Origin of the sequence: Corynebacterium tuscaniense (assembly GCF_008693065.1) — a bacterium.
GTDB lineage: Bacteria > Actinomycetota > Actinomycetes > Mycobacteriales > Mycobacteriaceae > Corynebacterium > Corynebacterium tuscaniense.
Genome location: NZ_VXKH01000003.1, coordinates 80,922 through 98,544 on the forward strand (window position 1 = coordinate 80,922; position 17,623 = coordinate 98,544).

15 protein-coding genes and 1 pseudogene are annotated in these 17,623 nt (G+C 59.4%); 8 read left to right on the plus strand and 8 right to left on the minus strand.

Features of this window, described 5'->3' with window-relative positions; all coding sequences use genetic code 11:
* Nucleotides 1-17 precede the first annotated feature (17 nt).
* The 3 genes and pseudogenes from F4V54_RS01880 to F4V54_RS01890 form a co-directional block, all read left to right on the plus strand.
* A complete protein-coding gene (locus F4V54_RS01880) occupies nucleotides 18-527 on the plus strand; it encodes a PH domain-containing protein (protein ID WP_150386043.1) in 510 nt (169 codons plus the stop codon).
* Between the two features lie 4 nt (nucleotides 528-531).
* Nucleotides 532-2,385, plus strand: a complete 1,854-nt coding sequence (gene ilvD / locus F4V54_RS01885; RefSeq protein ID WP_150386044.1) for a dihydroxy-acid dehydratase — start codon at nucleotides 532-534, stop codon at nucleotides 2,383-2,385.
* Nucleotides 2,286-3,224: pseudogene (locus tag F4V54_RS01890) on the plus strand (glycosyltransferase 87 family protein); the annotation flags it as partial. The gene ilvD and the pseudogene F4V54_RS01890, both read left to right, overlap by 100 nt.
* A 288-nt stretch (nucleotides 3,225-3,512) precedes the next feature.
* Here the strand turns inward: F4V54_RS01890 and F4V54_RS11730 are convergent.
* Nucleotides 3,513-4,493 (minus strand): DoxX family protein, encoded by a 981-nt coding sequence (locus F4V54_RS11730; RefSeq protein ID WP_150386045.1) that lies wholly within the window; start codon nucleotides 4,491-4,493, stop codon nucleotides 3,513-3,515.
* A 171-nt stretch (nucleotides 4,494-4,664) separates the two neighbouring features.
* Between F4V54_RS11730 and F4V54_RS01900 the strand changes: the two genes are divergently transcribed.
* Nucleotides 4,665-6,068: a YkvI family membrane protein gene (locus F4V54_RS01900; RefSeq protein WP_034664861.1), complete on the plus strand. Its 1,404-nt coding sequence runs from the start codon at nucleotides 4,665-4,667 to the stop codon at nucleotides 6,066-6,068.
* Between the two features lie 248 nt (nucleotides 6,069-6,316).
* Nucleotides 6,317-7,417: an HNH endonuclease signature motif containing protein gene (locus tag F4V54_RS01905; protein WP_150386046.1), complete on the plus strand. Its 1,101-nt coding sequence runs from the start codon at nucleotides 6,317-6,319 to the stop codon at nucleotides 7,415-7,417.
* A gap of 205 nt (nucleotides 7,418-7,622) precedes the next feature.
* Here F4V54_RS01905 and gatB read toward each other — a convergent pair whose 3' ends face one another.
* Nucleotides 7,623-9,125, minus strand: coding sequence for an Asp-tRNA(Asn)/Glu-tRNA(Gln) amidotransferase subunit GatB (gatB, locus tag F4V54_RS01910; RefSeq protein WP_150386047.1), 1,503 nt, complete (start codon nucleotides 9,123-9,125; stop codon nucleotides 7,623-7,625).
* 49 nt (nucleotides 9,126-9,174) lie between these two features.
* The gene (locus tag F4V54_RS01915; protein WP_150386048.1) at nucleotides 9,175-10,137 is read right to left on the minus strand and encodes a bile acid:sodium symporter family protein; all 963 of its coding nucleotides are present in this window, start codon (nucleotides 10,135-10,137) and stop codon (nucleotides 9,175-9,177) included.
* 88 nt (nucleotides 10,138-10,225) lie between these two features.
* Between F4V54_RS01915 and nadA the strand changes: the two genes are divergently transcribed.
* Both nadA and nadC read left to right on the plus strand, forming a co-directional pair.
* A complete protein-coding gene (gene nadA / locus F4V54_RS01920) occupies nucleotides 10,226-11,179 on the plus strand; it encodes a quinolinate synthase NadA (RefSeq protein WP_150386049.1) in 954 nt (317 codons plus the stop codon).
* Nucleotides 11,180-11,183: 4 nt separating this feature from the next.
* Nucleotides 11,184-12,032, plus strand: coding sequence for a carboxylating nicotinate-nucleotide diphosphorylase (gene nadC, locus F4V54_RS01925; protein ID WP_150386050.1), 849 nt, complete (start codon nucleotides 11,184-11,186; stop codon nucleotides 12,030-12,032).
* On the opposite strand, the gene F4V54_RS01930 is transcribed toward nadC, so the two are convergent.
* Genes F4V54_RS01930 through gatC form a run of 5 tightly spaced genes read right to left on the minus strand, consistent with a single transcriptional unit; the run spans nucleotide 12,029 to nucleotide 16,772 of the window.
* Complete coding sequence (locus F4V54_RS01930; protein WP_232218108.1) at nucleotides 12,029-12,589, minus strand: GNAT family N-acetyltransferase; 561 nt, start codon at nucleotides 12,587-12,589, stop codon at nucleotides 12,029-12,031. The two genes, nadC and F4V54_RS01930, sit on opposite strands and share 4 nt — an antisense overlap.
* Before the next feature lie 23 nt (nucleotides 12,590-12,612).
* The gene (locus F4V54_RS01935; protein WP_034664137.1) at nucleotides 12,613-13,644 is read right to left on the minus strand and encodes an ATP-dependent 6-phosphofructokinase; all 1,032 of its coding nucleotides are present in this window, start codon (nucleotides 13,642-13,644) and stop codon (nucleotides 12,613-12,615) included.
* A gap of 19 nt (nucleotides 13,645-13,663) precedes the next feature.
* Complete coding sequence (locus tag F4V54_RS01940) at nucleotides 13,664-14,998, minus strand: MFS transporter (protein ID WP_150386051.1); 1,335 nt, start codon at nucleotides 14,996-14,998, stop codon at nucleotides 13,664-13,666.
* Nucleotides 14,982-16,463 (minus strand): Asp-tRNA(Asn)/Glu-tRNA(Gln) amidotransferase subunit GatA, encoded by a 1,482-nt coding sequence (gene gatA, locus F4V54_RS01945; protein ID WP_150386052.1) that lies wholly within the window; start codon nucleotides 16,461-16,463, stop codon nucleotides 14,982-14,984. The genes F4V54_RS01940 and gatA overlap by 17 nt, the downstream gene beginning before the upstream one ends.
* Nucleotides 16,464-16,772: an Asp-tRNA(Asn)/Glu-tRNA(Gln) amidotransferase subunit GatC gene (gene gatC / locus F4V54_RS01950; RefSeq protein WP_034664170.1), complete on the minus strand. Its 309-nt coding sequence runs from the start codon at nucleotides 16,770-16,772 to the stop codon at nucleotides 16,464-16,466.
* Nucleotides 16,773-16,863: 91 nt separating this feature from the next.
* On the opposite strand from gatC, the gene F4V54_RS01955 reads away from it, so the two are divergent.
* Nucleotides 16,864-17,538 carry an ACT domain-containing protein gene (locus F4V54_RS01955; RefSeq protein ID WP_150386053.1) on the plus strand — a complete coding sequence of 225 codons (675 nt, stop codon included), beginning with the start codon at nucleotides 16,864-16,866 and terminating at the stop codon, nucleotides 17,536-17,538.
* The last annotated feature ends 85 nt before the right edge of the window (nucleotides 17,539-17,623 follow it).

Sequence of the window (17,623 nt, forward strand, 5' to 3'; positions counted from 1 at the left end):
TGGATAGCATGACACCCATGACTTCTGTCGGCCGCACGTTCACTCCAGACCGCACCCACCTCCTCGCGGTGGGTTTGATGACAGGTATCGGGCTCATTGCTATCTCATGGGCACCGCTCTACCTTGGCTGGGCCCTCATCTTCCCGGTGATCTTCACCATGTGGGTACTTAAGGCACGAACACATGTTGATGAGACTGGGATTGACATCACCTACCTCTTCCGCAAAAACGTAAAGATTCCATGGTATGAGTTCAAAGGCGTGTCTTTCCAAGGCATGAGCGCCAAAGCTGCCACCACAAATGGCAAAGAATTTCCCATGCCCGGAGTAACGTTCAATTCATTGCCGGAACTGTCTGAAGCCTCCCAAGGTCGCATCACCGACGTGATCACGGAAGCTGCTGAGGCAGCAGACGGAATGATGGAAGTCACCGACACCGAAGGCAACTCAGTACTCATGACAAAGGAAGAGTACGAAGCCCACGCGCAAGAAAACGCGGATACAGAAGAACAAGCAGACAAGGAGTAAGCACGTGCCCAACGCGATCCCTCTCCGTTCCCGGGTCACCACCGTCGGCCGACAAGCTGCCGGTGCGCGCGCTCTGTGGAAAGCAACCGGAACCAAAGACAACGAATTCGGCCGCCCGATCGTTGCGATTGTGAATTCTTACACCCAGTTCGTGCCCGGTCACGTGCACTTGAAAAATGTCGGCGACATTGTTGCTGAAGCAGTGCGTGAAGCTGGCGGCATTCCGAAGGAATTTAACACCATCGCCGTGGATGATGGCATTGCCATGGGCCACGGTGGCATGCTCTACTCCCTGCCGAGCCGAGAAATCATCGCGGACTCCGTGGAGTACATGGTCAACGCGCACACTGTTGACGCCATGGTGTGTATTTCCAACTGCGACAAAATCACACCCGGCATGCTCAACGCTGCGCTGCGTCTGAACATCCCGGCCGTCTTCGTATCCGGTGGCCCGATGGAGGCTGGCAAGGCTGTCATCGTGGACGGCATCGCCCAGTCCGGGAAGAAGACGAACCTCGTCGATGCGATTTCTATGTCCGCTAATGATGACGTGAGTGATGAGGACCTCGACCGCATTGTCGAATCCGCGTGCCCTACCTGCGGGTCTTGCTCCGGCATGTTCACCGCAAACTCGATGAACTGCTTGACGGAAGCGCTCGGGCTCTCCTTGCCGGGTAACGGCACCACGTTGGCTACACACACTGCTCGCCGTCGCCTGTTTGAACGCGCAGGCGCAGCGATCATGGACATCTGCCGCCGCTACTACGGTGAAGGCGATGAGACCGTGCTGCCCCGCAATGTGGCTACCCGCGAGGCCTTCCGCAACGCTATGGCACTGGACATGGCTATGGGTGGCTCCTCCAACACGATCCTGCACACCCTTGCTGCAGCACAAGAGGGTGGAATCAACTTTGACCTGAAGGACATTGACGAGCTCTCGCATGAGATCCCGTGCATCTCCAAGGTCGCGCCCAACGGTGACGCGCACATTGAGGATGTGCACCGCGCCGGCGGTATCCCCGCCATCCTGGGTGAGCTCAACCGCACCGGATTGCTCAACACTAACGTCCACTCCGTGGTCTACCCCACGCTCCAGGAATGGCTCGATGACTGGGACATCCGTGGAGGCAAAGCCACTGAGGAGGCCATCGACCTGTTCCACGCAGCCCCTGGTGGTGTCCGTTCCACCGAGGCGTTCTCCCAGTCCAACCGCTGGGACAGCCTGGACACGGACTCCGTCAACGGTGTAATCCACGACTTTGACCACCCGTTTAGCTCCGACGGCGGCCTGGTGGTTCTGCGCGGAAACCTCGCCGAGGACGGAGCCATTTTAAAGACCGCAGGTGTAGACCAAGAGCTGTGGGAATTCTCTGGTCCCGCCCGCGTCGTCGATTCCCAGGAACAGGCCGTGTCCATGATCCTGGCCCGCGAGGTTCAGCCCGGCGAAGTCGTAGTCATCCGTTACGAAGGCCCCGCCGGTGGGCCAGGTATGCAGGAGATGCTCCACCCCACCTCCTTCCTCAAAGGCGCAGGTTTGGGCAAGGTGTGTGCTCTCATCACTGACGGCCGATTCTCCGGCGGCACCTCTGGTCTGTCCATCGGCCATATTTCGCCGGAAGCCGCCCAAGGTGGACTCATCGGCCTGATTGAGAACGGTGACACAATCCGCATCTCCGTGCGTGATCGTGTCCTGTCACTCGAGGTAGATGACGAAGAACTTGATAAGCGCCGCACAGCGATGGAAACAAAGGACAATCCATGGACACCGAACCGCACACGTCACGTCACCAAGGCACTCAAGGCCTACGCTCGAATGGCAACATCAGCGGACAAGGGCGCCGTGCGCAAACTCGACTAGTTTTCCGCGTTCTGCTCATCGCGCTGGCCATCACGCTGGGCGCGGTAAACCTGTACGGCAGCTATCTCACGGCGTTTGATTCACGGCTGCTCGACGTCGGTGTTTTCCGCGATGCCGGCAATGCGTTCAGACACGGTCATCCGCTTTACGACGGCTTCCCGTCCCGCAGTGGATACGCCTTCATCTACCCACCCTTCGCGGCAGTTCTGTTCCTCCCTTTGACTGTCGGCGGGGAACTGTTTATGGACATCGTGTGGAACGCCACCATCGTCGCGTGCGTGGTGGGCATCATGGCCATGGCCTGCCACCGCTTGGGTATAAAAAACTGGCTATTTTGGGCAGTCACCTTGGGGGGATTTGCTACTTGCTTGGATATCATCCAGGCCAACCTGTACTTCGGCCAGATCAACGTCTTCCTGGTGTTCCTGGTCACCGCTGACGTACTTGGATACACCCCGAAGCCGATCCGCGGCCTAGGCATCGGTCTCGCCGCGGGTGTGAAAATCACACCGGCGGCCTACGCCATCATCTTCTTAGTGCGCAAGGATTGGTGGTCGCTCGGCCGGTCGGCTGGATTCTTCTTTGTCACCGTCATCCTGGGCTTCATTGCCCGCGCGGGTGAGTCCGTGGATTTCTGGACGAAGTACTTCTTCGAAACCGACCGCGGTGGCCGGGTAGACTACCCACATAACCAAGGCCTTGGTGGCCTGTTGTCGCGTGGTCCACTGAGCGTTGACGCGGTGGGCACTATCACACCGATTATCTTCGTCGCCTTCGCCGTTGCCACCATCTACGTGGCCTACCAGCTGGAGAAGCACAACCGTAGCGTCGAAGCACTCTTCCTGGTCGTTTTAGGAATTTCTATCGGCGGGCCATACGCCGTGTCGCACCACTGGGCTGGCGCAATTTTGATCCTTCCGATCATCCTGACGGTGCGCGAGGATGCCCTGAGGATACTTCTTTCTATCACCGCCGGCGCCTGGATTGTTCCGGGTTACATGCTCATTCCGGAAAGCGACCCCTCGAACGTGGCGTGGCGGATCTGGCTCACGGGCAATCTGATCGGCCTCATGGGTCTTACGGTGTTCATCGTGTACTTGATGTACACCGCATCCCCTGAGTGGCGTTTACAGGAACCACCACACAAGACCAGCGGCAGCCAGTCCGATGGCGGCGCCGATCCAGGCGCTGACACGCGGCCGACGCGCCCAACTACGGGAGTAGTCAACACCGAAGATCCCGGGGCCAGTGAACTGAACCACTAGGGCCATACCCAGCAGCACAACTGCAAGCCACGTGGCCGGATCCCAGTTGAATGGCGAAAACGTACCGGAAACAGCATCAAGCGCTACAACCCCGGTGGCAGCAACACCCACCATTGCTGCCACCGGGGTCATCAGACCCAGCAACAGGAAAACACCAGCCGCCAGCTGCATTGTCGACAACACAATCGCGAGGATGCGTGGCTCGTTGTGGTATGCCAACTGGTCTTGCAGTCCGGCCAACCCTTCATTCGTACCTAGCTGGAAGAAGGTTGCCACGGCGGTCAGTGTGAGCACCAGACCCAAAACAACGCGCAGAATCAGCAGTCCGAAATCGACCGTGCCACGGTCTACCCCGTCTGGTTGTGCCGTGGACGCGGGGGCTGTGTCCACGGCAGGGGTGGCCGGAGTTGCGCCGTCGTTAAGCAATGGCTGCTCAATGTGCCCCGTGGGTGCCGTCGCACCTGCAGCAACCGGTGGAGGCGTTTCGGCCTTTAGCTGGCCAGACCGTGCCGGCTTTTCCGTTTTCCCGGCGACGATCTTGATCGGCTCATCATTCGCCGCATGCCTTCCAAAGGTGAGACCCGCTGGCCCCTCCCCTTTCTTATCAGTGGAAGCAACCGAGGTTTCCGGTTTCAGAGCGGGCTCCGGTTTGGGCGCAGCTGGGAGAACCTCAGTGGGGGCTGCCTTGCCCGTGCGAGTGTAGATATTGGATTCCGCCGCGGACGGAATATCATCCAACGCGGAATCAAGCTCAAGATCAATGTCCACATCGTTGAGCTCGCGCGCACTTGGGCTCGATTGCTTACTGTTCGGGTTGTTTGGAGTACTTCCAGTTTGGTCCATGCACACCAATCTATGGCAGCACTCAACTGATTCCGGGGATCTTTCCCGCGTGTACGCCAAGCCACCACCGGAATCTGAGAGCTTTCTGGCCAAAAGGTTGAGTCAAGTCAACTAGAACCTGTCTGATACCCTCTATCGCGCACGTTTTTTCGATATTTAAAGGTTTTTCAAATGAATAAATCTCTAAAGGTGGCCCTAGCGCTCGTCGGACTCACGGTGGGTGCCGGCTTTGCTTCGGGCCAGGAAATCCTTCAGTATTTCCTCGCTTTCGGCTACCGCGGCATCATTGGTGCTGCCATCGCAGGCATCACCATCGCTGTCTTCAGTGCCTGGGTGTACCAGCTCGGCTCCTACTACATGGCTGATGACCACAGTGCGGTGTTCAAGAGCGTCTCTCACCCGTGGCTTGCCCGCTACATGGACGTGACCACGATGTTCACGCTGTTTTGTATCGGCTTTGTCATGGTGGCCGGTGCCGGCTCAAACCTGAACCAACAGTTCGGCTTCGACACATGGATCGGCTCCGCGATCATGGTGGTGCTGCTCATCGGTTCCGGCTTTTTGGATATTGACAAGCTGACCAACGTCATCTCCTTCATCACTCCCCTGCTGATCCTGTGCCTCCTGGGCGCGTTTGTGATCACGCTGATGAACATGCCGGACAATGCAGCAAGCCTGAATGAATTGGCTCAGACGAATACGCCTGCTTCCGGCACGTTCAACAACTGGTGGATCACCGCGTTGAACTACGCAACGTTGGTCATGATCATGGACTGCTCCATGATGCTCGTCTTCGCTGGTTCTCAGATGAATCCGGCTCAAGCAGGTAAGGGTGGTCTGCTTGGCGGAATCATGTTCGCTGTTTTGCTGATGATCCTCGTGTTCATCCTGTTCTTCAACATGGAACACATCATGGACGCCGATCTGCCATTGCTCATGGTCTTTTCCACGATGCACCCGGCAGTGGGCACCGTGGTGTCCATCGTGATCTACCTGATGATCTACAACACCGCGGTTGGTCTCTTCTATGCTCTCGGCCGTCGCCTGAGCCATGACAAGCCGCAGAAGTTCCGCACATACTACGGCATCGTTGTCATGATCGGTTTCGCGCTGTCCTTCATCGGCTTCGCAGATCTCATCGGCTGGGTCTACCCGTTGCTGGGCTACCTCGGCCTGATCCTCGGTGTTGTCATGGGCGTTGCCTGGTTCCGCGATCGCACCAACATCAAGGAGGAGACGGAGCGCCGTGAACGTTTGGCTGAGCTGGCTGAAACCGCACTCGATCCGGAGTTGGCGGACCTAACCCGCTCGGAGCGCGAGGAGGTAGAGGACTTGACCGCCGACTCGCATGTTGCTGACCAGGACCTGTGGCAGTCCGTCCAGGAGGAAGTCGCCGCTGATCTGGACGCAGATCCAGAGAGTGAATTCGACCTGAAGGAAGTCCCAGCGCTCGACCCCGAGTCTGAGCTCTACGAAGGTGCACCCGAAACTCAGGATGATGAGATTCAGTGGAAGGCCTACAAAGAGATGTACGAAACCGGGGAGTTCCCGGCCGTCAAGCCCGAGTCGAAGTAGCTTTTCGCTTATCGATGCCTTCCCCCAGCCCCCAATCCTTTTGCCGGGGCAGCAAATCCGATTGTTTTCTGCGGGCCTTAACTTTTTTGGATTGTGTGGGAACCGGCCCTTTGCCGCTGGTGAGGGCTATATTCCACACTCTCCTATGCGTGTAGCAGCGCGCATACCCTGTGGATAGTTTTTGAGTTATCCACAGGCTTTTTGGACCCTAGCTGCGCGTTTCTGGTTTTCGGTTTAGTGTGCGTGGCATGAATCCTTTTGCAGCACTAGTCGCGGGTCTCACCAACCCGATCGAGACCCTGGCATCCTTTGATGCCCAGGTCCTCCGCGATACCGGCTGCAGCCCTGCCCGTATTCGCGAATGGACCAAAGTTCACACGGTCTACTACGGGAAAACGAAGTTCACCCGCAAACAAGCCAACGCGATTACGGTGGCACGCTCGACTAAGAAGTCCTTGGATCAGCTTGCCTACATCGAGGGACAGTTAGTACCTATCGCTGACCCTGCTGAGAAGTGGCGGCTACGTTTAGCGTTGTTGTCGGTTCCGGGTGACTATAAAACGCTTCAGCGTCGGGCGAAGACCATCGTCCCGGAGGTGGATAAGCCTGCCCCGGAACCGGCGGTGGGGTTTGGGCGCTCACGTAAAAAGAGGCGCCCTATCATCATCACGGCTAGAGAAGAAGACGCAGCAGCTATCGAGTTCGCCTCACGCCAGGGCCTCGGCGATGGTCCTGCAGGCCCCCAGATGTACGAGAACTTAATGACCATCCTGGGTCTTCGCCCTGATGCTCAAGGTGAAGGGGATGCCGCCCCAGCGCGAGTTGCTCCGGCTGTTCCCCGCCCCTTGATCCTCATCCCACTAGAAGACCACATCACCATTGTGGGCGGTGACGGGGACGACACCATCTTGGGGTTGACTGATGGCACCACCATGACTGGAGCTGAGTATTTGGCTCAGAATTATGGGGATGAGTTGGAGGTGGCGGTGTTCCACCCGCAGGCAGGTGCGGTCAACCTGTATGACACTCAACGCTTCGCGAACCGGAAACAGCGCGACTTAGCACGGGCAACACTGCCGATCTGCCCGGTACCGGGGTGCCGGCATGCGGCTGATAACTGTCAGGTCCACCACATCAAAGCATGGTCGAGGGGTGGGCATACGAACATGAATAACCTGGCGATGCTGTGCCGCTATCACAACCGCACCAACGACGATGACCCCGCACACGCCCACCAAGGCCGGGTAGAAAATATCCGCGGTGTGCCAACCTGGCGCTCACCCCGGGGACACCTCGTGGCCAACACTGTCCACCCCTACGGAGCCATGACACTGCTCTACGGAAGATAAGCGGACACCTCACACCTCATGCTGAAAGCCAGCAACAGCTGGTCTTTCGCCATGCCTAAAAAGAGTTGGTTTGACTATCGCGAAGCACCCACAGCAAAACCGCAGGTCGAGGACCGCTGTGCGGGGCGAAAGTCAAACCGGCCCATCAACGCCACAGGCCCCGGCAACCAGGAACGGCTGGCCGGGGCACGGGTGCGTCGAAAAGCTAGTCGGCGAGCTTCTTTGCGATGATCTCGTTGATGGACTTCGGATCCGCCTTGCCCTGCGTTGCCTTCATCACGGCGCCAACGATGGCACCGGTGACCTTGGTGTTGCCGGCCTTGTACTTCTCCACGATGTCCGGGTTAGCAGCGAGCGCTTCATCAACCGCTGCTTCGATGGCGCCGTCATCGCGGACTACCTCGAGGCCACGCTTAGCCACGACCTCGTCGACATTACCCTCGCCGGCAATGACACCGTCGAGCGCCTGACGTGCGAGCTTGGTGGTGAGCTTGCCTTCCTTAACCAGTGCCACAACGCGAGCGACATCAGCCGGAGTTACGCCCAGTGCGTCAAGTTCAGTGTCGGCCTCGTTGGCCTTTCCGGCGATGTAAGACACCCACCATGCACGTGCCTCATCCGGCGTGGTGCCGGCCTCAACCGTGTCAACAATGAGGTCGAGCGCACCAGCATTAACCAGATCGCGGAATCCCTTCTCCGGCAGCTGCCACTCCTCCTGGATGCGTGCGCGACGCACCCACGGGAGCTCCGGCAACGTTGCGCGGATCTCTTCGACCCACTCCGGCTTCGCAATCACGGGCGGCAGATCCGGGTCGTTGAAGTAGCGGTACTCGCTGGCTTCTTCTTTCGGGCGGCCCTTGGAAGTAGAACCATCTGTTTCCTGGTAGTGGCGAGTTTCCTGAACGATCTCCCCGCCTGCCTCTAGCACAGCAGCATGACGCTGCATCTCGTAGCGCACTGCCTGCTCGACGGACTTCAGGGAGTTGATGTTCTTGGTCTCCGTACGAGTACCGAACTTCTCCTGGCCCTTCGGACGCAGAGAAACGTTGGCATCGCAACGCATAGAACCCTGATCCATACGGGCATCAGACACACCGAGGGCCTTCACCAGTTCACGCAGTGCACCCACGTACGCGCGGGCAACTTCCGGGGCGCGCTCCCCTGCGCCGATAATCGGCTTCGTCACGATCTCAATGAGTGGCACACCCGCACGGTTGCAGTCGACCAGTGAAGCCGTCGCACCGGAGATCCGGCCCGAAGCCGAACCCAGGTGGGTCAGCTTGCCCGTGTCTTCCTCCATGTGGGCGCGTTCGATGTCGACGCGCCACTCCGTGCCGTCATCAAGCAGAACATCCAAGTAACCGTCGTATGCGATCGGCTCATCGTACTGCGAAATCTGGTAGTTCTTCGGCTGGTCCGGGTAGAAGTAATTCTTGCGGGCAAAGCGAGAAGACTCGGCGATCTTGCAGTTAAGAGCTAGGCCAATCTTGATGGCCCACTCCACGCCCTTGGCATTCACCACAGGAAGTGCGCCAGGTAAGCCCAGCGACACCGGGTCGATGTTCGTGTTCGGCTCCGCACCAAAGTGCGCGGAGGAGGTGGAGAACATCTTCGTCTCGGTAGAGAGCTCGACGTGCACCTCAAGGCCCATTACTGGGTCATACTTTTCCAGTACCTCGTCGTAATCCATCAGGTCGTACGCAGTCATAGTTGACCAGTGTAATGCCCTTCTGCTGACGCCGAGACGATAGCTCCGGTTACCAGTTCTTCTTGTCCTTTGCGCGGAAAATGAGCGCGAGAACCGCACCGGACAGGTTGTGCCACACAGAGAACACTGCGCCAGGCAGAGCAGCCAGTGGGCTGAGGTATGCGGTAGCCAGCGTTGCTGCCATGCCGGAGTTCTGCATACCCACCTCAACGGCCATGGTGCGTGAGGTCGCCTCCGACTGGCCGGTGATTTTGCCGGTGAGGTAGCCAAGCACGTAGCCGAGCGTGTTGTGCAGGATCACCGCAATGAGGACGATGAGGCCCGCTTGCGCGAGCTTGTCGCGAGAGCCCGCAACCACGATGGCAACGATCATCGCGATTGCCGTCACAGACACCCATGGGAGCGTCGGAAGAATCTTTTCGACGAACTTTGGAGCCAGGAAACGCACCAACAGACCCAACCCCACAGGCAGAACAACCATCTTCAGGATCGACAGCGCCATCGGTCCAGCGCTGACATCCATGTGCTCACCGGCCAGCCACAGTGTCAGCAGTGGCGTGAGCAGCGGTGCCAGCAGTGTGGACACGGACGTCATGGTCACAGACAGGGCGACGTCACCCCGTGCCAGGTAGGACACCACGTTGGAGGAAGTACCACCAGGGGCACAACCAACGAGGATCACGCCCGCTGCAACTTCCGGCGGGAGGCGCAACGCCCACGTCAATACGACGGCAGCCAATGGCATGATGACAAACTGCGCGACCACACCGATGACCACTGGCAAGGGATTCTTCGCCACAAAGACGAAGTCCTTACCCGTCAATGTCAGGCCCATACCGAACATGACAATGCCCAACAGCCACGTTGTCCATCCTGAAATCGGCGCGACAACGTTGGGTGCGGCGAAACCAATGACACCACCGGCGATCACCAAGAGAGGAAAGCCGAGTGTCGCGATGAAGGCTGAACGCTCTTCATTGCGTTTGTTCTGTTCAATCTTCGTCGATTCCATACAGTGGACCATAACTCTCACTGTGTGAAACCTGTGCTTTGGGGGTCAACTTCACCTCGTACGCATAAAAGCAAGCTACATTGAACACATGTGGACCGATGAAGTGCAAAAACTAAAACAAGAACGTAGCGCAGTGATTTTGGCGCACAACTACCAAATCCCGGAGATTCAAGACATCGCTGATTTCACTGGCGACTCATTGGCACTGTCCCGCATCGCCGCAGAAACCGACGCAGACGTCATTGTGTTTTGCGGCGTGCACTTCATGGCCGAAAGCGCCAAGATCTTGAGCCCGGACAAGACCGTGCTCATCCCTGATGCGGACGCCGGGTGCTCCCTGGCAGATTCCATCACGGCTGAGCAACTCCAGCAATGGAAGGAGGAATTCCCCGATGCCGTTGTGGTCAGCTACGTGAACACCACGGCAGACGTGAAAGCACTCACCGATATCTGTTGTACATCTTCCAATGCAGTAGAGGTCGTTGCATCCATTGATCCGGACACAGAGATTCTTTTCTGTCCTGACCAGTTCCTTGGCGCTCACGTGAAGCGTGAAACAGGCAGGGACAACATGCACATCTGGGCCGGCGAATGCCACGTCCACGCCGGCATTAACGGCAAGCAGCTAGCTGATCAAGCTGCTGCTCACCCGGATGCGCCACTGTACATCCACCCTGAGTGCGGCTGCGCAAACTCCGCGATTTTCCTGGCTGGTGAAGGCGTGATCGATCCCGAACGTGTACACATGCTGTCTACCGGCGGCATGCTCGACCAGGCTACACAGGACACACAGGGCACCGTGCTCGTCGCCACTGAAGTAGGCATGCTTCACCAGCTGCAGTTGAAGTCCCCGAACACCGACTTCCAGCCAGTGAACCCTCAGGCTTCGTGCTCGTACATGAAGATGATCACTCCGGAGAAGCTTGTGGCGAGCCTGCGTGACATGAAGGATGAAGTAACGGTGCCAGAAGACATTGCAGCCAAGGCGCGACAGTCGCTGGAACGTATGATCGCCATCGGTAATCCAGGCAGTGGGGAGTAATTCAATGCAGGGTTTGAACAAAGAAGCCACGATACAACTCATCCGACTTGGGCTTTCAGAAGATTTCGCTCACGGGCCGGATGCTACCTCCGAAGCGACCGTCGATACGGGCGCACAGCTGACCGCATCCCTCATCCCCCGCCAACCAGGTGTCGTTGCTGGGCTCGACGCCGCACGGTGGACATTCAATGAGGTCTCCCCCGCCATCACAGTGGACATCCATGCATCTGACGGCGACACTGTCGCACCCGGTGACCACCTAGCCACTATCTCTGGCCCAGCCCGCGCCATCCTGTCAGCGGAGCGCACCGCCCTGAATTTGCTCACCTACGCCAGTGGTATTGCCACCCACACCAATCAGTGGGCCCAGGAGCTCGTTGGAACGCACGCCCGTGTGCGGGACTCCCGGAAGACGCTGCCCGGCTACCGTGACCTTGCTAAGTACGCTGTGCGCTGCGGTGGTGGCGTGAATCACCGCATGAGCCTGGGGGATGCCGTGCTCATTAAGGACAACCACGTCGCCAGCGTGGGGAGTGTCGCCGAAGCTTATCGACGCACCGTGGAAGCCTTCCCCCACCTCCCCCGCGAAGTCGAGGTGGATGATCTTGCGCAACTAGAGCAGGTGCTCGTATTCGAGCCAGACCTGGTCATGCTGGACAACTTTAGTGTGGAGGGGACGCGGGAGGCCGTCGATAAGCGAGATGCGATGTCGGCTGCAACGAAGCTGGAATCCTCGGGTGGTCTCACGCTTAGTGTTGCCCGCGCCTATGCGGAGACGGGTGTGGATTATCTTGCTGTCGGCGCACTCACGCACTCCGTAACCGTACTGGATATCGGGCTGGACGCGATCTAACGGCGACGGAGATTCGCCTCAAGGGCCGTCTTCACCTCGGGCCACTCGGTGTCCAAAATCGAATACACGCAGGTGTCGCGCACGAGTCCGCTCTTGAGGATCTTGTGGCGGCGCAGCACACCGTCCAGTTTCGCACCGAGGCTCTCAATGGCCGCACGCGACTGGCGGTTCATGTAGTGCGTGCGGATCTCCACACGCAAGCAGCCAAGCTCCTCGAAGGCGCGCTGCAGCAACAGCAACTTCGCCGCTTTGTTGATCGGGGTGCCCTGCGCTTCTTTAGCCAACCAAGTCGAGCCGACCTCGATGTTCCTATTCGTGGGGTCCGGGTGGAAGAAGGTAGTCACACCGATCGCTTGCGCCTCTGGATTCACAATTGCCCAGGGTGCGCGGGTCCCCTGCCCCTGCTGCGCCAACAGGTCGTCAATGTAAGCGGGTACGCCCTCCGGCGTGGGGATGTGGTCCTGGTACCACAGTTCCGAGAGATCTCCCACGTGGGCGGCGAGGGATTCCGCATGCTCGTGGCTCAGCGGCTCTAACGTGACCCACTCGTTGGACATGGCGGGAGTATCGCAAAAATTCATCAGCCGAACATAGCACGCGCAGTTTTGTACCGGTGCTCCGGCACACGCTTCAGCGTGCCCACAGCTGCTTCTAGCGGGACTAGATCAATGTTCTCACCGTGCAGAGCCACGGACATACCGAACTTGCCCTCGTGCGCGGCGCGTGCTGCGTGGACGCCGTAACGAGTGGCCAGCACGCGGTCATAGGCCGTGGGCGTACCACCGCGCTGGATGTGGCCCAGAACCGTCGTGCGTACGTCATAGCCCAGGCGCTTGTGAATCTCATCGCCGATGATCTGGCCCATGCCCTTGAAGGTCTTGTGACCAAACTCGTCTTCCTCACCCAGGCCGGCATCCATCGTGCCTTCCTTCGGCACAGCACCCTCGGCCACGACGATGATGCCGTACTTCTCCCCCATCTGGAAACGACGTTCCATCGCCTTGCAGATGTCCTCAATGTCGAAGGGGTCCTCCGGGATCACCGTGTAGTGCGCACCGCCAGCCATACCGGCGTGCAGCGCGATCCAGCCGACGTGGCGGCCCATCACCTCAACGATGAGGATGCGGTTGTGAGACTCCGCCGTGGTGTGCAGGCGGTCAATCGCATCCGTAGCCACGGATACTGCCGTGTCAAAGCCGAAGGTGTAGTCCGTGGCATTGACGTCATTGTCAATCGTCTTCGGCACACCCACCACTGGAATGCCATTGTCAGAGAGGAATTTCGCCCCCTTAAGCGTACCCTCACCACCAATGGCGATGAGCGCGTCCACTCCCGCATCTGCAAGATTCTCCTTGATTTGATCAACCCCGGCCTTGAACTTGTCCGGGTGCAGGCGGCCCGTACCCAAGATGGTGCCACCGCGCAGCAGGATGGAATCCATATACGCGTCGTCGTAGAGGTCTTCGCGCAGATCATCCATGAGGCCCACCCAGCCATCACGGTAGCCCACCACCGTGGAACCAAACTCGGAGCTCGCGGTGCGGACGATACCGCGGATAACAGCATTCAGGCCGGGGCAATCGCCTCCGGAGGTCAGTGTGGCAAGACGCATGAACCCCAGACTAGCGCGATTATGCCGACATGTCCGCGACGGCCTGTTTTCTCCCCGCAACCAGTGCCAAAGAAGCAAATGCCCCCACGATCATCGCGGCAGTCGGGAGAACCAGCGCCTTGCCAGCCGTGGTGTCGATCGCACCAGAAGCCAACACTGTGCCCACCAGAGCAACGCCGAGCACGCTGCCCACCTGACGGGCGGTGTTGTACAGCCCCGATGCCGCACCAGTCTGATGTTCTGCAATGCCCCGCATGGTCACCGCGGCATTGGGTGCCCACACGAAAGCACCACCAACTCCCAGCAAAGCCGTTACCACGAGGAAGCACCACACCCCTGCCGAAGCCTGAATGAGTGCAATAGCCAGACCGATGCCGACGGCAGAGACCCCGAAACCAATGACACACAGCCGACCAGGATCGCGTCGATCCGTCAGATATCCAGCCACGGGCGTGAGCACGAATGCCAACACAGACATGGGTGCCGTGATTAAACCCGACTGGCTCGGCGTTGCGCCGGCGACTGTCTGCAGCCAGTACATCAGCGGGATGAACATTGACGCGACGGTAAAGCCCATCGCGGCCACGCCGACGGCGCCCAGGGTGAAAGAACGATCGCGGAGCAGGTCCACGGGCAAGAAGCCTTCGTCTGTTCCCCGTCGCGCGGAGAGCACGAGCAAACCCAAGAAGATCACACCCATGGTTACGGAAATCCACTTGCTGAATTGGATGCCGTAGACCAAGCAACCGAGCCCGCCGAAAGACAACAGAACCGGAAGGAGGTAAACGGGTTGGTTGCTGGAAGGCAGCCTCGGTAAGGCAATGAGCCCCGCGATAAGCGCTATGGCACCCAGCGCCGCCTGCGCAAGAAATGCCGCGCGCCAGCCGGAGAATTCTGCGATCGCGCCGCCCACAACCGGACCGATGAGTGAGGCCACCGAGCCGATCACTCCCCATGCAGCAAAGGCGCGCCCCTGTTTATCCTCACTGAATACCCGCGGGATGAGGCCGAAAGCTTGTGGCAGGAAGAGCGCCGCACCAAAGCCTTGGAGTCCGCGGGCTGCGACCAAGGTGGCAAACGACCACGACAAGCCAGCGAAAACTAGGGCCGCGACGTAAACCGCCAGCCCAATAAGGAACACGCGCCGTTGCCCATGCGCATCCCCCAAGCGCCCCGACGCCGGCATGGGCGCAACCGTGCACAGCAAGTAGACGCTGGTGAGCCAGACGGCATTTCCAACGTCGAAAGGCAAGAGCGGCGTGATCACGGGCATGAAACCCTGATCAATGAGGACGAGAAAATACCCCGCAGCAAGAGCTGCGAGGGTATTCCAGGGGTTAACGGCCGGTTTCATAGGCTGCTGCCACTCGGTAGAGCCGCTCGTCGGCGAACGCCGGCGCGATGAGTTGCAGGCCAACCGGCAGACCCGTATCAGAGGCGGTGCCCGCCGGGACAGACATGCCCGGCAGGCCAGCCAGGTTCAGTGGCAGGGTGAACAGATCGAAGTTGTACATGGCCAACGGATCATCGATCTTGTCCCCCAGCTTGAACGCCGTCGTCGGCGTCGCCGGGCCCGCGATGATGTCCACCTGCTCGAAAGCCTTGGCAAAGTCCTGCGCGATGAGCGTACGAATGCGCTGCGCCTGCAGGTAGTACGCGTCGTAGTAACCAACCGACAGGGCGTACGTACCCAGGATGACGCGACGCTTCACCTCATCGCCGAAGCCCTCACCACGGGTGAGCGCCATGACCTCTTCCGCGGAGTTCTTGCCGTCGTCACCGACGCGCTTGCCGTACCGCATGCCGTCGAAACGCGCGAGGTTAGAGCTGACCTCCGAGGTCTGAATGATGTAGTACGCACCCATGACGTGCTCGAACGTCGGGCAATCAACCTCGAAGATCTCTGCGCCCTGGGCTTCGAGCTGCGCGATTGCCTTATCCACGGCCTCCACAACCCCCGCCTGCACCCCCTCACCGGAGAACTGCTTCACACGGCCAATCTTCACACCGGTGAGATCGCCGGAAGCGCCCTGCTTCGCGGCTTCCACAACAGCGCTGACCGGGCGATCAACGCTGGTGGCGTCGAACTCATCGTGGCCGGCAATAATCTCGTGCAGCAGTGCCGTATCCAGCACATTATTGGCGCACGGGCCTGCCTGGTCAAGGGAGGACGCATTGGCGATCATGCCGTAGCGCGACACCGCACCATAGGTCGGCTTCACACCCACCGTGCCGGTGAGCGATGCTGGCTGGCGGATCGACCCACCGGTATCCGTACCAATGCCCAGTGGTGCCTGGCCAGCAGCCAGTGCTGCAGCCGTACCACCACCGGAGCCACCCGGTGTGCGGTCCAAGTCGTGCGGGTTGCGGGTCACCTTGTAAGCGGAGTTCTCCGTAGAAGATCCCATGGCGAACTCATCCAAGTTGGTCTTGCCTAGGATCGGGATCTTCGCGGCGCGGATCTTGGACACAATTGTCGCGTCGTAGGGGCTCATGTAGCCCTCAAGCATCTTGGATGCAGCGGTCGTCGGCGCATCCGTGGTAACAAACAGGTCCTTCAGCGCCAGCGGGACACCAGCCAGTGGGGATGCCGGGGCTTCACCGGCCTTCACAGCAGCATCCACTTCGTCGGCAACAGCGAGTGCTTCCTCCGCACCCACATGCAAGAACGCGCCGATCGTCTCATCGGTCTCCGCAATGCGGTCGAGGAAGGCCTGGGTCACCTCGCGGGAGGTCACCTCACCTGCCTGAATCTTCTCGGCCAGCACGTGCGCCGGCAGGCTGGTCAGCCCTTCTGCGGGAATGGTGTACTCGGTCATCTACTGCTCCTCCCCCAGAATCTGCGGAACCATAAAGCGGTCTTCCTCAACCTCCGGCGCCTGGTCCAGCGCCTGCTCCTGCGTCAATGTCGGACGCACAACATCCTCACGCATGCCAGCATCAATTGAGTGCGGGTGGCTCATCGCCTCAACACCGTCGGTGTCTACAGCCTGAACCGCTGAGACGGCCTCAACAATCGTGTCCAATTGGCCTGCGAGCTGGTCCAATTCCTCTTCGCTCACGGCAATACGCGCCAGTCGTGCAATGCCTGCGACCTCCTCACGGGAGATTCCTGAGGCTTCAGCCACGGTGCCCACCTTCTTAAAATCATTGGTATTAGTCTCGGTCGCCCTTATACTACGGCAGCACCCCAATTGAATTTCAACGAGACGAGATGTCATGTCCTACCTGATCCGTGTTGTCCTTCCAGACACCCCCGGCAGTCTTGGTGAGCTCGCCGAGGCTTTCGGAATGGTCGACGCCAATATCAAGTCCGTAGACATCGTGGAATCAGTTTTTGCCGGCGATGCCGCAATGGTGACCGACGACATTGTGGTGGAACTTCCCACCGGCGTCATGGTTGATTCCCTCATCACCGCCGCCGCATCCGTCAAGGGTGTTGAGGTGGATTCCATCCGCCCCTTCACCGGCCGCGTTGATCGCCGCGAGCAGGTGCAAATGCTCGCTCGCGTGGCCCACCAGGTCCACGATCTGCCCGCCGCGATGGAGGAGCTCGTCTCCGTCATGCCCATGGCGTTGACGTCGTCCTGGGCTGTGGTCCTCCGCGAAACCGCCACCGGCAGCGAGCGTGTCGCCGCATCCCAGGCCGCGCCCGGTGATGATGGTTCCGCACCCCAGCTTATCGACGTCTCCCATGCCCGCATCCTCCGCGATGACACCGACACGTGGGTCCCCGATGCCTGGTGGCTCCTCGACTCCACCCTGGCCATCACGCCCCTGGGTACCACTGGCCTCTACATGGTGGTCGGCCGTACAGGCGGTCCGGACTTCCTCGCTTCCGAGGTCAGCCACATCGGCGACCTCGGCGCCATCGTGGGAGCCTTGGTCCGCTAAACAGCACCCTCCACCCCCTTTGACTCGTGCGCGCTTCGGCGCGCTTTTTCTCTTTCACGCTTGACAGATTGCCAGTGATTCCGTA

What these genes read in the sequence shown, in the direction of transcription:
- nadA (WP_150386049.1), top strand. Translation starts at nt 10,226, where the DNA reads ATGTGGACCGATGAAGTGCAAAAACTAAAACAAGAACGTAGCGCAGTG.
- F4V54_RS11730 (WP_150386045.1), bottom strand. Translation starts at nt 4,493, where the DNA reads ATGGACCAAACTGGAAGTACTCCAAACAACCCGAACAGTAAGCAATCG.
- F4V54_RS01915 (WP_150386048.1), bottom strand. Translation starts at nt 10,137, where the DNA reads ATGGAATCGACGAAGATTGAACAGAACAAACGCAATGAAGAGCGTTCA.
- gatB (WP_150386047.1), bottom strand. Translation starts at nt 9,125, where the DNA reads ATGACTGCGTACGACCTGATGGATTACGACGAGGTACTGGAAAAGTAT.
- F4V54_RS01905 (WP_150386046.1), top strand. Translation starts at nt 6,317, where the DNA reads ATGAATCCTTTTGCAGCACTAGTCGCGGGTCTCACCAACCCGATCGAG.
- gatA (WP_150386052.1), bottom strand. Translation starts at nt 16,463, where the DNA reads ATGACCGAGTACACCATTCCCGCAGAAGGGCTGACCAGCCTGCCGGCG.
- F4V54_RS01930 (WP_232218108.1), bottom strand. Translation starts at nt 12,589, where the DNA reads ATGTCCAACGAGTGGGTCACGTTAGAGCCGCTGAGCCACGAGCATGCG.
- F4V54_RS01955 (WP_150386053.1), top strand. Translation starts at nt 16,864, where the DNA reads ATGTCCTACCTGATCCGTGTTGTCCTTCCAGACACCCCCGGCAGTCTT.
- F4V54_RS01900 (WP_034664861.1), top strand. Translation starts at nt 4,665, where the DNA reads ATGAATAAATCTCTAAAGGTGGCCCTAGCGCTCGTCGGACTCACGGTG.
- nadC (WP_150386050.1), top strand. Translation starts at nt 11,184, where the DNA reads ATGCAGGGTTTGAACAAAGAAGCCACGATACAACTCATCCGACTTGGG.
- F4V54_RS01935 (WP_034664137.1), bottom strand. Translation starts at nt 13,644, where the DNA reads ATGCGTCTTGCCACACTGACCTCCGGAGGCGATTGCCCCGGCCTGAAT.
- F4V54_RS01940 (WP_150386051.1), bottom strand. Translation starts at nt 14,998, where the DNA reads ATGAAACCGGCCGTTAACCCCTGGAATACCCTCGCAGCTCTTGCTGCG.
- F4V54_RS01880 (WP_150386043.1), top strand. Translation starts at nt 18, where the DNA reads ATGACTTCTGTCGGCCGCACGTTCACTCCAGACCGCACCCACCTCCTC.